The sequence below is a fragment of the Dermacoccus sp. PE3 genome, from assembly GCF_001021715.1.
GTDB classification, from domain to species: Bacteria; Actinomycetota; Actinomycetes; order Actinomycetales; family Dermatophilaceae; genus Dermacoccus; species Dermacoccus abyssi.
In genome coordinates this window covers 103,513-117,094 of the sequence record NZ_LDCM01000002.1, presented here as the reverse complement: position 1 = coordinate 117,094, position 13,582 = coordinate 103,513, and the positions used below count along the sequence as shown (strand labels likewise).

At 68.6% G+C, this 13,582-nt stretch carries 11 protein-coding genes and 1 riboswitch; of the genes, 1 reads left to right on the top strand and 10 read right to left on the bottom strand.

Going from position 1 to position 13,582, the window contains the following annotated elements:
• Nucleotides 1–50 precede the first annotated feature (50 nt).
• Nucleotides 51–117, bottom strand: a riboswitch (cobalamin riboswitch).
• Nucleotides 118–188: 71 nt separating this feature from the next.
• The 5 genes from AA983_RS06055 to AA983_RS14725 form a co-directional block, all read right to left on the bottom strand.
• A complete protein-coding gene (locus AA983_RS06055) occupies nt 189–2,270 on the bottom strand; it encodes a penicillin-binding transpeptidase domain-containing protein (protein ID WP_052946933.1) in 2,082 nt (693 codons plus the stop codon).
• A complete protein-coding gene (locus AA983_RS06050) occupies nt 2,267–2,827 on the bottom strand; it encodes a hypothetical protein (RefSeq protein ID WP_156170243.1) in 561 nt (186 codons plus the stop codon). Before AA983_RS06050 ends, AA983_RS06055 begins: the two co-directional genes overlap by 4 nt.
• A gap of 8 nt (nt 2,828–2,835) precedes the next feature.
• Entirely contained in the window at nt 2,836–3,678 is an 843-nt protein-coding gene (gene mreC, locus AA983_RS14730) for a rod shape-determining protein MreC (RefSeq protein ID WP_197078969.1), read from the bottom strand.
• Nucleotides 3,675–4,700, bottom strand: a complete 1,026-nt coding sequence (locus tag AA983_RS06040; protein ID WP_047311372.1) for a rod shape-determining protein — start codon at nt 4,698–4,700, stop codon at nt 3,675–3,677. Before AA983_RS06040 ends, mreC begins: the two co-directional genes overlap by 4 nt.
• A 76-nt stretch (nt 4,701–4,776) precedes the next feature.
• Nucleotides 4,777–5,811 carry a putative sugar O-methyltransferase gene (locus AA983_RS14725; protein WP_052946931.1) on the bottom strand — a complete coding sequence of 345 codons (1,035 nt, stop codon included), beginning with the start codon at nt 5,809–5,811 and terminating at the stop codon, nt 4,777–4,779.
• Nucleotides 5,812–6,074: 263 nt separating this feature from the next.
• Here AA983_RS14725 and AA983_RS06030 point away from each other — a divergent pair, with 263 nt between their 5' ends.
• On the top strand, nt 6,075–6,635 hold the full coding sequence (locus AA983_RS06030) for a DUF2087 domain-containing protein (RefSeq protein WP_047311661.1): 561 nt from the start codon (nt 6,075–6,077) through the stop codon (nt 6,633–6,635).
• Nucleotides 6,636–6,701: 66 nt separating this feature from the next.
• Here AA983_RS06030 and ndk read toward each other — a convergent pair whose 3' ends face one another.
• Genes ndk through ileS form a run of 5 tightly spaced genes read right to left on the bottom strand, consistent with a single transcriptional unit; the run spans nt 6,702 to nt 13,230 of the window.
• Entirely contained in the window at nt 6,702–7,130 is a 429-nt protein-coding gene (gene ndk, locus AA983_RS06025; RefSeq protein ID WP_047311371.1) for a nucleoside-diphosphate kinase, read from the bottom strand.
• Nucleotides 7,131–7,176: 46 nt separating this feature from the next.
• On the bottom strand, nt 7,177–8,043 hold the full coding sequence (locus AA983_RS06020; RefSeq protein WP_047311370.1) for an undecaprenyl-diphosphate phosphatase: 867 nt from the start codon (nt 8,041–8,043) through the stop codon (nt 7,177–7,179).
• A complete protein-coding gene (locus AA983_RS06015) occupies nt 8,040–8,450 on the bottom strand; it encodes a DUF4233 domain-containing protein (RefSeq protein ID WP_052946929.1) in 411 nt (136 codons plus the stop codon). The genes AA983_RS06020 and AA983_RS06015 overlap by 4 nt, the downstream gene beginning before the upstream one ends.
• Entirely contained in the window at nt 8,447–9,850 is a 1,404-nt protein-coding gene (locus AA983_RS06010) for a folylpolyglutamate synthase/dihydrofolate synthase family protein (RefSeq protein WP_047311369.1), read from the bottom strand. The genes AA983_RS06015 and AA983_RS06010 overlap by 4 nt, the downstream gene beginning before the upstream one ends.
• Nucleotides 9,847–13,230, bottom strand: a complete 3,384-nt coding sequence (ileS, locus tag AA983_RS06005) for an isoleucine--tRNA ligase (protein ID WP_047311368.1) — start codon at nt 13,228–13,230, stop codon at nt 9,847–9,849. The genes AA983_RS06010 and ileS overlap by 4 nt, the downstream gene beginning before the upstream one ends.
• Nucleotides 13,231–13,582: the final 352 nt, after the last annotated feature.

Below are 13,582 nucleotides of genomic sequence, written 5' to 3'. Positions count from 1 at the left end.
TGACCTCGACGGGTGTGTTAGGCAGATGTGATCAGACACAGCCGAGACGAGGCATTCCGGCTCATCAGCGAACTGATCTACGGCTGCGGGTCAGCGCCGGAATTCGACCGGCTTCCCCTCGTTCTCGGCTCTCCGGCACGAGCCGAAGATCGCATGCAGGCTATCACCAGCCGCCGTGCGCCCTCGTCTCAGCGAGAGCGCCTGACGAGCGCGTCCCAGACGGAGCGCGCGATGGGTGCGGCGGTCCGTCCACCCTCGCCTCCTTCGTCGACCCGAACGACGACGACGTAGCGCTTGCCGTCCTCGTCCGCCCCGCCGAACGAGGCGAACCACGCGGTGGCGTGCTTGCCGTAGACCTCGGCCGTCCCTGTCTTGCCGTAGACGGGGTGCGCGTCGAGGTCGAAGCCTCGGAAGGCCTCGGAGGCCGTTCCCGTCGAGACCGCCCGTTTGAGGCCCTCGAGTTCGCGGGCGTACATCCGGGCATCGAGGCCGAGGACACGCGCCTCGGGCGTCGGGAGCACCGTCTGGGAGCTGCCGTCCGAACGCGCGGTTGCCACGGCGACGCGGGGCGTCGGTACGCGCCCGTTCGTCGCGAGCGCGGCGAACGACGTGGCCACCTGCATCGGCGTCGCGGCGACGTCACCCTGGCCGATGGCGAAGTTCACCGCGTCACCTGCGCGCACGACGTAGCCGCTCGTGCAGTTCTCCTTGGCCACCTGCGTGAGGTACGAGGCACGGTCCTTGTCGGCGATCTCCGGGTACCCGCTCTTCGCCCGCCGGCAGGACGCCGCCTTCGTCGCCTCCCACTCACGGCGCTTCGTCGCGCGGTCGGGAATGGAGCCGCTCGCCTCCGCGGGCAGGTCCACCCCGGTTCGCGCGCCGTAGCCGAACTCGCGGGCCACGCTGGCGTACGGGTCGGGAGCGTCGGTGGACGCCTTCACTCCCCCGGCCTTGACCCAGGCGTCGTACGCCCACCGGTAGAAAACCGTGTCGCAGGAGACCTCGAGCGCCTTCGGGATGTCGATCGTGCCGTGCGCCTGCGACTCGAAGTTGCTGTAGGAGCGGTTGCCGATCATGACCGACGACGGGCAGGAGTACGAGCCGTTCGGGTCCACGCCGGTCTGAGCCGCGGCGAAGAGGGAGAACACCTTGAACGTCGACGCGGGTGGGCCGGCCACGGACATGGCGCGGTTGGTCAGCGGGTCGCCGGCCCTGGTGTCGAGCAGTGAGTCGTACTCGGCCTGCGTCACGCCGCCGTTCCACACGGACGGGTCGTAGGTGGGCTGGTTCGTCATGGCGACGACGTTGCCGCTGTCCGCCTCGAGGACAACGACGCTTCCCGAACCGGCCTTTTGCCCGCGCTTCCGGGCTGCGGCGATGCCGTCGGCGAGGGCCTTCGCTGCGGCGTCCTGCACGGCGGGGCGGATCGAGGTGACGACGTCCTGGCCCGCCACCGGCGGCACGTCCGCCACCTGACGTTGCGCCGTTCCGTCGGGTCCGATGGCGGTGGAGCGCTTGCCGTCGCGTCCGCGCAGGACGGCGTCGTACTGCTTCTCGACACCCGTGCGGCCGAGCAGCGTCGGCACACCCGACCCCGAGCTCGAGACGCCGGTGTCATCGGCTGTCGCTGCCGTGAGGTAACCGGCCACCTGGGCGAGGGAGTCGCCGCGGGAGCCGTAGGTTCGGGTCGCTGTCGGTCGCACCGCGATGCCGGGGTAGGCCTCGGGGCGCTCGAGCAGCGCGTTCGCAGCCGACGCCTCGACGTCGGAGGCGATCGGCACCGCCTCGAAGGGATGCCCGGCGAAGCAGACCGGCGACGGCGCGGCGCCCTTCGTCCCGCACGCCTTCGTCCGCGCCAAGAGGCTTTGCGGTTCACGGCCGATGGCCGAGGCGACCCGCGCGAGGAGCTTCGGGGCATCATCACGTGCGAGAGCCTGCGGGGAGATGGTCAGCGTCGTCGTCGAGCCGTTGCCTACGAGCACGGTGCCGTCTGCCGCGAGGATTCGTCCGCGCTGCGCGGGCACGACGACGTGGCGCGTGTTGATGTCCGCCGCAGCGCGCGCGTTCTCCGCGCCGTCGACGATCTGCAGTTGGACGAGACGACCCACCATGACCGTCGCGACGAGAGCGACGACAAGAGCCATGACGAGCAACCGCGCACGTCCCGACGCCCCTCGCGCACCACGCGAACCTGCCCCACGGAAGCTCGGCACGAGCAACGGTCCGAACGGACGGCGTTCCCTCGGCACGCCTCGGCGCAGCCGGGTCATGCGCGTCCTCGTTCCTGCTCGCGCAACGTCCACCGCACCCAGGTCGGAGCGAGGGCTGCGGTGAGAACGGCCGTCGTGGCCGTCGAGCCGAGCAGCGAGTACGGATCGACCTGAACCGAACCGGACGCCACCACTCGCAGGGCGAGAACGACAAGGGAGGCAGTGAGGGCTCCGAGGCCGCCCACGATGGCCGGTACCCACGCGGCGCTGTTCCACGACCTCGCGGCCCTGGTGACGACGAGCGCCGCCGCAACCGCGGGAACGAGCGCGAGGCCCGGCGCCGACGACGCGGGCGGCGCGAGGTCGAGCAGGAGCGCCCCGGCGATCGCCCACGCGACGGCGGACCACGCACCGCCGGTCACGCCTGCGGTGACGAGCAGGGGCACGAGCATCCACGGCGCCCAGGTGGGAACGAGGGGCAACACGGTGACGGCGAGCAGGAGAGTCAGAACGAGCCACGCAACCCGGCTCCACGCCACCGCGGAGGGCCGAGCCACGATCGTCGTGGGCTCGCGCAGGGGCGTGCGACCGGGAGCACCGGGGGTTTCAGCAGCCACGCGCGCCATCAGTGGTTCTCCTGCGGCACGAGAACACCCACGACCTCGAGCGCACCGGGGTCGACGAAGGGACGCACGGCGGCGTTGCGCTCCGCCTGACCGTGGTCGGCCTCGACGCGGCTCACCTTCCCGAGCGGAATACCGGCGGGGTACGGGAACCCGTTCGGGCTGCCTGCCGTGACGACGGTGTCGCCGATGCGTACCGAACCTCCGTCGGCCACGACGAGGCTAACCTCGCTGCCGCTTCGCTTGGCCACACCCGCCGGCGCGCTCCCGCTGAGTCGGGCCAGGGAACGGGTGCGCTCGACGCGCGCCCCCACTACGGACGAGGGGTCGGCGAGCAGCGTGACCGTGGAGGAGTCGGCCCGGACTGCGGTGATGCGCCCCACGAGGCCGCGATCGCCCACGACGGCCTGCGAGAGTGAGATGCCGTCGCGCGAGCCGATGTCGAGTTCGACCTTCCGCTCGCTACCCGTTGAAGGTGCCGGCGTGAAGGCGACGGCATGACCGACGACAACATCGTGCTTGCCGCCCCCGAATCGTTCGGAGAGCGTTGCCGATTCCTCGACCGCTGCGAGTCGCTCCTCGGCCGATCGAGCGCGTTCGCTCACGGCCAGGTTCTCCTTCGTCAGGCGCTTCACCTCCGCGTCGCGCCCGGTGAGGGACGAGACGAGAGACGTCACGCCACGTGACAGGAGCGAACTGACGCCGTCGCGCACCGGCGGAACGAGGTTGACGACGAGCGCGATGACGAGGAGGACGGCAACACCGATGCGCCTGCGTCCGGCGCGCGACCGGGTACCGCGTCCCGGCGCAGCCACCGCCGCGGACGCACCCGAATCTCGCCTCAACGCTCCACCTGCGACAGCAGCGACCGCGTCGCTGCTGGATCTTCGACGCACGTGCCCGCGCCCGTGACGACCGCGGTCAGTGGATCCTCGGCCAACCGGACGGGAACGCCCAACTCGTGGCTCATGCGCACGTCCAGGCCGCGCAGCATCGCTCCCCCGCCGGTGAGGACGATGCCGCCGTCGAGGACGTCGCCGGCCAGTTCGGGAGGGCAGGAGTCGAGGGTGGAGCGCACCGTCTCGCAGATCGTGAGCAGGTGCGGTTCGAGGGCTCGGCGGATCTCCCCGCTCGTCAGCGTGACCGCGCGCGGAAGGCCCGTGATGAGGTCGCGACCGCGCACCTCGTGGGTGAGTTCGTGACTCATGGGGAAAGCCGAGCCGATGGCCATCTTGATCGTCTCCGCGCTGCGCTCGCCGAGCAGGAGCGCGTACTCGTTCTTGACGTGGTTCGCTATGGCCTCGTCGAGGTCGTGGCCCCCGATGCGCACGGAGTGGGCACGCACGACGCCGCCGAGGCTCGTGACCGCGACATCGCTCGTGCCGCCGCCGATGTCGACAACCATCGCGCCGGCCGTCCCGTGAACGTTCAGGCCGGCACCGAGGGCAGCTGCGACCGCCTCTTCGATGACGTCGACCCGCCGCGCCCCGGCGCGCATCGCCGCGTCCTCGAGCGCGCGACGTTCGACGCCCGTCACCTCGGAAGGAACACAGACGACGATGCGCGGGCGGATGAGGCGCGACGGTCGGGAGCGGGCAATGAAGTAGCGCAACATCCGCTCGGCGGCGTCGGCGTCACTGATGACGCCCGCGGCGAGCGGACGCACGATGCGCACCTTCGCCGGAGCTCGCCCGAGCATCTCCTTGGCATCGGACCCTGCGGCGAGGAGCTGGCCCGTGGCAGCGTCGAGCGCGACCACGCTCGGTTCGTCGACGACGATGCCCTCCCCCGCTTCGTAGACGAGGGTGTTCGCGGTGCCGAGGTCGATCGCGAGGTCGCGGGACGGGTTTCTCAGGCGCTCGAACACGCCGCCGAGTATTTCAAACTCGGCTGGACGTTCGCGGCACGTCCACGCGGTCGACACCTCGACGCGGCAGCGGTGTTCACCCGCGCCGCTTCATGATGAGCAGTTCCCCGGCGCTGCGCACATACGGGTCGTTGTAGCGACCGGCCACCTCGAACCCGGCACGAGCGAACATCGTGGCGATGCGCTCGGAGGTCACCGGATCCAGGGCCCCGTGCTCGCCCGGCGCGGCGGCACGCTGTTTGCCCTCGCGCGAGTTGAGCGAGACGGCATAGCGAATACCCTTGCCGCAGACGAGATCGACGTAGTTCTCGACGACGTCGGGCTCCATCTCCTGGAACGAGAAGGAGTTGACGAAGACCTCGAAATCCTCCTCGAGGTCCGGCAGACGGTAGTTCGGAACGACGCCGCTGTCCGGCACGGTGAGCGGGCCGGCATCCGGCCGGTCGAGGTACGTCGTCACACGATCACCGAACAGTTCGGTGAGGTACCAGGACGCAACGGTCAGGAGGGGTGGGATGTCGGCATCGACGTACCGCACGTTCTCGTCGCGGCTCATCAGGATCTCGCCGAGGGCGCCGAAGCCGCCGCCGATCTCGAGAAAGCTCGAAGGCGGTGCGTCGACGTGCTGCGACAGCGCGGCGAGAACGAGAAGGTAGTTGTTGTAGGCGCGTCCGACGGTGACCGCCGAATCGTCCTTCGTCACGGGGAACGCCTGCGGCGGACGGCCCACGCGACTCTCACCGTGCGAGCGCAGATCGAACGGCCACCGCTCGGTGTTCCACCACGCGCTCGCGACGTCGTGATCGCGCCACGCGTCGCGACTGCCGCTGAGTGCGGCCCGAAAGTATCCCGGGTTGACGCCCTCCCGGCTCGTTCGTGCCACGTCGAGGAGCTCTTCGCTCAACGCCGGGGAATAACCGTCTCCGTAGAGCGGATAGAACCAGAACGACGCGGTTGGCCAGCGCTTGAATTCCTCGAGGCCCCGCTCCTGCAGGTCGTGGAGAAGCTCACGCAGGCCGGGCCCCCAGAAGTTCGTCGGGCGGAACTGCTCGTTCACGCCCTCGATCTCACGCAAGGTTCGCTCGGTCAGGTCGTTCCACGATGCGCTCACGATGCCTCCTCGAGGTGAACTCGGGCGCCCGCGTTCAGGGTCTCACGTCTGCCGTTCGTCTTCTCGAAAACCACTCGCGCCGTTCGCCCTGCCACGGGCAGAATGAGGGTCGGCGCAGGCTCGCGCCCAGCGCACCGCGTGACCCCAGCTCACGCGGACGGCGTGAAGGGAAGCAGATTCTCGAGCCGAGCAACGCCTTCACCGCACATGCACACGTTCGGCTGCGGTTCATGCTGGGGATGACGCAGACCGTGAGGTGTGACATGACACGTGACCAGGATTTCAAGCGACTCGTGCGAGCTCGGATGCGCGAGACGGGTGAGAACTACACCCTCGCACGAAGCCACTTCGAGAACGCTTCGCGCAACTCCGCCAGGAACGACGCTCCACACGACGAAGCGAGCGCCGACGCATCCGCAGACGTCCGATCGTCCACCGCCGGCGCAACGGCCCATGAGCGCGCGGCGGCACAGCAGCGCCGCACGATTCGCCCGTTCTTCGACGCCGAGGGGCGCCGCTTGCTCTCCATCCCGACCAAACGAAGCACCCGCATGGCCGTGCTTCTCGATCTCGTGCGGCATTTCGAGCCAAATCGCGAGTACACCGAAGCCGAGGTGGGCGCTGTGCTCGCACCGGTCCATGAGGACGTCGCGTACCTGCGCCGCGAACTCGTCAACGTCGGCTACCTGACGCGCTCGGCTGGCATCTACCGGCTGGCCGAGCGAGTGCCGGAGCGTGACGTGCGCTGGGCACACGAGTTTCCCGAGTGGGAGCGGCTGTGGCTCCCGGCGTACCTGGCCGAAGCCGGGGTCAACCCCGGGTGACCCATCAAAAGCAAACAGAGCGGCGCGCCCACCGGGGCGCGCCGCTCCTTCACGTCACGTGGTCGATCAGAGGTTGGGGAACCAGATGCCGATCTCGCGCTCGGCCGACTCCGTGGAGTCGGAGCCGTGGACGATGTTCTGCTGCACCTTGAGGCCCCAGTCGCGGCCGAGGTCGCCGCGGATCGAACCGGGGGCGGCCTCCGTCGGGTTGGTGGCGCCGGCGAGCGAACGGAAGCCCTTGATGCAGTCGTTGCCCTCGATGACGGCGACGACGACGGGGCCGGAGCTCATGAACTCCACGAGCGGCTCGTAGAACGGCTTGCCCTCGTGCTCGGCGTAGTGCTCGGCGAGCTGCTCACGCGTGGCCTCGGTGACCTGCAGCGCGGCGAGGCTGTAACCCTTCGCCTCGATGCGGCGCAGGACCTCGCCGGTGAGGCCGCGACGGTAGCCGTCGGGCTTGACGATGACGAGCGAACGCTCGGTCTGTGCGGTCATGACGGGTTCCTCCAGAGGAAGTTTCGAGTGCTTGCTTCGGATGATGTCAGGCGTGCACGGCGGCGTCGACGACGCCGGTGGCGAGCAGCACGTAGATGACGAGCGCGAGCCCGATGCGGTAGATGACGAACGGGCGGAAGTTGTGGGTCGAGATGTACTTCATCAGCCACGAGATGACGGCGTAGCCGACACCGAAGGCGATGATGGTGGCGATACCGATCATGCCCCAACTGCCCGAGTCGGCGTCCTTACCGGCCGAGGCGACCTCGACGACCTGCAACGCGCCCGAGGCGAGCACGGCCGGGATGGCGAGGAGGAATGCGTAGCGCGTTGCCGCCGGACGCGAGTAGCCCATGAACAGACCACCGGCGATCGTGCCGCCCGAACGCGAGACACCCGGAATGAGCGCGAGCGCCTGGAAGAGACCGAACTTGAGGCCGTCGGCCCACGACAGGTGCTCGAGGTCCTTCTCCGTCTGCTTGTTCTCGAGGCGCTTGTCGGACTGGATGTCGGCCACCATGATGACGAGCGCGAAGACGAGCAGCATCGTCGCGGTGATCCACAGGTTGCGCAGCGTGCCCTCGATCGCATCCTTGAACAGGATGCCGAGCAGGGCGATCGGGATGGTGCCGATGATGACGAGCCAACCCATGCGAGCGTCCGGGTCGTTCTTCTCGACCTTGCCGGTCAGCGACCCGAACCACTGCTTGACGATGTGGACGATGTCCTTCCAGAAGTACACGAGGACGGCTGCCTCGGTGCCCAGCTGGTTGATCGCCGTGAAGGCCGCGCCACCACCGTCGTTGCCGAAGAAGACGCGCCCGACGAGGAGCTGGTGCGCCGATGACGAGATCGGCAGGAACTCGGTGAGCCCCTGCACCACGCCGAGGACGATCGCCTCGAGCCAGTTCATGTATTACTCCCAACGAAGTTGCGCGTCAGTTCGTCCATCTTGTCGCCCTGCACGAGCGCGGTGATCCACAGCGCGAGGAAGAGCAACCCGGCGATGAGCATCAGTGGTGCGATGAACGCGGTGAGCAACGTAGCCACCTGAAGCACCCACCCTAGGGGGATGCCGATCGACTTCCGCATCGACGCGGAGGCGTACAGACAAAGCACAGCCAGACCGAGGCCACCCCAGAGGTAGAGGCTCTGGTTGCCGCCGCCGTCGGGGTGCTCGGCGTTCTCCAGACCCCACGCCGTGAGGGCGAAGAAGAACAGGATGAACGCCTGGCAGCCGATCGTCGCGCCGGCGAGCTGTCGCGTCTTGCGCTCACCGATGCCGGTGAAACGCAGGCGCCGGATCCATTCGGCGGTCACGAGTTCGTCACCCCCAGGAGCATGCGCACCTCGGCGGCCGTGATGACCGACCCGGTGGCGAGCACACCACCGCCGACGCCCTCTTCGTCGGCCAGCTGTGCGGCGTGGTCGAGCGCGTCCGGCAGGTTCTCGATGACGGTGACACGGTCGTCGCCGTACAGCTCGGCCGCCAGCGTGCCCAGCTCCCGCGGCGCCATCGAGCGCGGCGAGGTGTTGCGCGTGACGACGACGTGGTCGAGCGTCGGCTCGAGGGCCGTGAGGATGGCCTCGGCGTCCTTGTCCGCGAGCACGGCGACGAGACCCACGAGGCGGTTGAACTGGAACGAGTCGGCGAGCGCCTCACGCAACGCGGCCGCACCGGCCGGGTTGTGCGCGGCGTCCACGACGACCGTGGGTGAACGGCGCACGATCTCGAGACGACCGGGCGACGTCACGCCTTCGAGCGCTGCGCGCAGGACGTCGTCGTCGATCTTCTGCTCGCCCCCGCCGAGGAAGGCCTCGACAGCCGCGATCGCGAGCCCGGTGTTGTGCGCCTGGTGCTCGCCGAAGAGCGGCAGGAACAGATCGGCGTACTCGGCGGCGAGGCCACGCACGGAGATCATCTGTCCGCCGACGGCAGGTTCGCGGGCTGTCACGCCGAAGGCGTCGTCCTCGCGCAGCATCGTGGCGTCGACCTCGAGGCAGTACTCGCGCACGATCTCGTCGACCTCGGGGGCCTGTTCGGCGACGACGGCGATGCCGCCCGGTTTGATGATGCCCTTCTTCTCCCCCGCGATGTCCTCGAGGGTGTCGCCGAGCAGGCGCGTGTGGTCGATGGCCACGGGTGCGATGACGGAGACGACGCCGTCAGCCACGTTCGTGGCGTCCCACACGCCGCCGAGGCCGACCTCGACGACGGCGACGTCGACGGGCGCGTCCGCGAACACGGCGTAGGCGAGGACGACGAGGACCTCGAAGTAGGTCATCGTCGGCTCGTCGGCGGCGAGGCATTCGGCGTCGACCATCGCGATGAATGGCTCCACGTCCTCCCAGACCGCGACGAAGCGCTCCGGGTCGACCGGCTCCCCGTTGAGCGCGATGCGCTCACGGAAGTCGTGCAGGTGCGGCGAGGTGAACCGGCCTGTCTTGAGGCCGTGCTCGCGCAGCACCCGCTCGACGATGCGCGTCGTCGTCGTCTTCCCGTTCGTGCCCGTGAGGTGGATCATCGGGAACGTCTTCTGCGGGTCGCCGAGCAACTCCATCGCCCGGCGCACGCGCTCGAGCGAGGGCTCCGGGTTGTTCTCCGGGGTGCGCGCGAGGATCGAGTCCTCGATCTCGCGCACCCGCAGCCGCAGCGCGGCCTGGTGCTCGGCCTCGCGGGCCTCGGCGTCAGGAGCGCCGCTTCGCTTCGTGGGCGTCACTTGCCCTCCACCTTCTTCACGACGATGCGGACCTTCTGCTTGTCGCCGACCTCGGCCTCGGTACCGACGCCCTCGGGCAGCTGGTGTGCGGCACCGGCCGAACCGAACTGGACGGCGAGCGTCTCGCGCATGATGAGGTCCTGGTGCGCGACGGTGGCGCCCCAGACCTCGTCGTCACCGGTGACGGTGAGCGAGATGCGGTCGGAGATGTCGAGTCCGGCGTCGCGGCGGGCCTGCTGGACGGCGCGCACGACGTCACGGGCGAGCCCCTCGGCGGCGAGCTCTGGGCTCACTTCGGTATCGAGGACGACGAAACCGCCGCTCGGCAGCATCGCTGCCGCCGTGTTGGCGCCGGCCTTGTCGGCGTCGACAGCCATGTCGAGCGTGTACTCGCCCTCGACGAGTTCGAGCCCGCCGGCGGTGACGACGCCGTTCGCGTCGACCGACCAGTCACCCGACTTGCTGCCCTTGATGGCCTGCTGGACGTTCTTGCCCAGGCGCGGGCCGGCAGCGCGAGCGTTGACCGACAGGCGCTGGCTCACGCCGAAGCGGTCGGCGTCGGCGCTGGCCGAGTCGGCCAGGACGAGGTGACGCACGTTGACCTCGTCGGAGACGAGGCTCGCGAACTCCTCGAGCTGGTGCGGGTTCTCACCGACCACCGTGACGCTCGCGAGCGGCAGACGCACACGCAGGCGCTCCGCCTTGCGCAGGCCGAGCGTCACCGAGCAGACCTCACGGGCACGATCCATGGCGGCGACGAGCTCGTCGTTCGCCGGCAGGTCGTCGGCGACCGGCCAGTCGCTGAGGTGCACGGAGCGGCCACCCGTGAGACCGCGCCAGATCTGCTCCGTCTCGAAGGGCAGCAGCGGTGCGGCGACGCGCGTCACGACCTCGAGGGCCGTGTAGAGCGTGTCGAAGGCCTCGGCCGACAGGGACTCGTGCGACTCACCGGTCTGCGCCGAGGCGCCCGTGCCCCAGAAGCGCTCGCGGCTGCGGCGGATGTACCAGTTCGTCAGGACGTCGAGGAAGCCACGCACGCTCTCGCAGGCACCGGCGATGTCGTAGGCGTCCAGCTGCGCCTGCATCGTCTCGACGAGGTCACGCAGCTTGGCGAGCAGGTACCGGTCGAGAACGTCGGTCGAGCTCGTCGTCCACTTGGCCTCGTATCCCTCGCCGCCGTTGGCCGCGTTGGCGTAGAGCGCGAAGAACGACCACGCGTTCCACAGCGGCATCATGACCTGACGCACGCCGTCGCGGATGCCCTGCTCGGTGACGGACAGGTTGCCGCCGCGCAGGATCGGGCTCGACATGAGGAACCAGCGCATCGCGTCGGCGCCGTCGCGGTCGAAGACCTCCGAGACGTCCGGGTAGTTGCGCAGCGACTTGCTCATCTTCTGCCCGTCGCTGCCGAGCACGATGCCGTGGCAGATGACGGAGCTGAACGCCGGCTTGTCGAACAGCGCCGTGGCGAGGATGTGCAGCGTGTAGAACCAGCCGCGCGTCTGGCCGATGTACTCGACGATGAAGTCGGCCGGGAAATGGTTCTCGAACCAGGCCTCGTTCTCCATCGGGTAGTGCACCTGGGCGTAGCTCATCGAACCCGAGTCGAACCAGACGTCGAGCACGTCGCTGACGCGGCGCATCGTCGAGTTGCCCGTCGGGTCGTCCGGGTTCGGACGCGTGAGCTCGTCGATGAACGGACGGTGCAGGTCGGGCTCGCCTGCCGCGTTCTTGGGCAGCGTGCCGAAGTCGCGCTCGAGGTCGGCGAACGAACCGTAGACGTCGATGCGCGGGTAGGCGGGGTTGTCCGACTTCCACACCGGAACGGGACTGCCCCAGAAGCGGTTACGGGTGATCGACCAGTCGCGCGCGTTCTCGAGCCACTTACCGAACTGGCCGTGCTTGACGTTGCCGGGAACCCACGTGATCTCGTCGTTGTGCGCGAGCATGCGCTCCTTGATCTTCGTCACCTCGACGAACCAGGAGCTCACCGCCATGTAGATGAGTGGCTGGCGGCAACGCCAGCAGTGCGGGTAGGAGTGGTCGTAGCTCTCGCGGCGCACGAGAACCGTGCCGTCGCTGACGTGGCCCGTGGCGGCCCCGTCCGAGGCACCCTTCGTCGCTGCCTTGAGGTGGTCGATGATGTGCGGGTTCGCGTCGAAGACCTGCATGCCTTCGTAGTCGCTCACCGGGTAGGTGAAGCGACCATCGGGGCCGACGGGGACGACCGGCGGGATGCCCGCGGCGTCCGTTGCGACCTTGTCTTCCTCACCGAAGGCGGGGGCCATGTGGACGAGACCCGTACCGTCATCGGTCGTGACGTAGTCGGCCGACAGGATGCGCCACGCCTTGCCCACGACGCGCTCGTCGTCGAGGAAGTACGTGAACGGCGCGGTGTAGGTGAGGCCGACGAGCTCGGAGCCCTTCATGCGACGCACGACCTTCGCGGCAAGCGCGTCGGCGTCGAGCTTCTCGCCGAACAGGTCCTTGCTGTAGGCCGCGAGCCGCGCCTCGGCGATGACGTACTTCTCGTCGCTGCCGGTCGGGGCGTCAGCCTCCACGACGACGTAGTCGATGTCGGGGCCGACGGAGACGGCCAGGTTGCTCGGAAGCGTCCAGGGCGTCGTCGTCCAGATGAGGGCCTTCTCGCCCGTCTCCAGGGTGAAGCCGACCGTCACGGCCGGATCCTGACGGTTCTGGTAGACGTCCTCGTCCATGCGCAGTTCGTGGTTGGACAGCGGCGTCTCGTCGTTCCAGCAGTACGGCAGCACGCGAAGGCCCTCGTAGATGAGGCCCTTGTCGAAGAGCGACTTGAACGCCCAGATGACCGACTCCATGTAGCCGGCGTTGTACGTGCGGTAGCCGCGGTCGAAGTCGACCCACCGGCCCATGCGGCCCACGTAGTCGACCCATTCGTCGGCGTACTTCATGACGCTCGCCTTGGCGGCGTCGTTGAACTGCTCGATGCCCATCTCGACGATCTCGTCCTTGGTCTTCAGACCGAGCTGACGCATCGCTTCGAGCTCCGCGGGAAGGCCGTGGGTGTCCCAACCGAAGACGCGGTCGACCTTCTTTCCGCGCATCGTCATGTAGCGCGGCACGAGGTCTTTGACGTAGCTCGTGAGGAGGTGGCCGTAGTGCGGCAGACCGTTGGCGAAGGGCGGGCCGTCGTAGAAGACGAACTCGTTCTCGCCGTTCTCGCCGGCGTCACGCTGCTCGACGGAGGCGCGGAACGTGTCGTCGGCCTCCCAGAAGGAGAGCACCGACTTCTCGATGTCGGGGAAGTTGGGCGAGCTCGGCACGCCCTTGATGCCAAAGGCCTCGCCGGTGTGGCCGGCATCGTTCGCGGGCTGGGTGAGGTCGACCTTGGGATAGGTCATGGCGGCATCCTTTGCGGTCACATCGGGGAACAAGGACGACCCTCCGGCGTGTGCCGGTGGCCGCGGTACCACCTTGCTTGCCATCTCGAACCCGCGTGCACGGGGAGCGACATGACCGCTTCATGCCGGCTGTGACGGGCCACTCCCGCCCGGTTCTACTGGGCCCGAGGGGGCTGTTCTTCCGGGGACTCGCCGCTGATGACGGCTCGAACGTCGTTGGCGCCATGCTACCGGGGTGAGCGTTGTCAGAGAAACCGGCGACAGGCGCCCTCAAAGGGGATTCTGTAGACGTTCGGCGTCATATACGACGCGGAATGTCTACAGAATCCCCGGGATCGCGCACGGCGATACG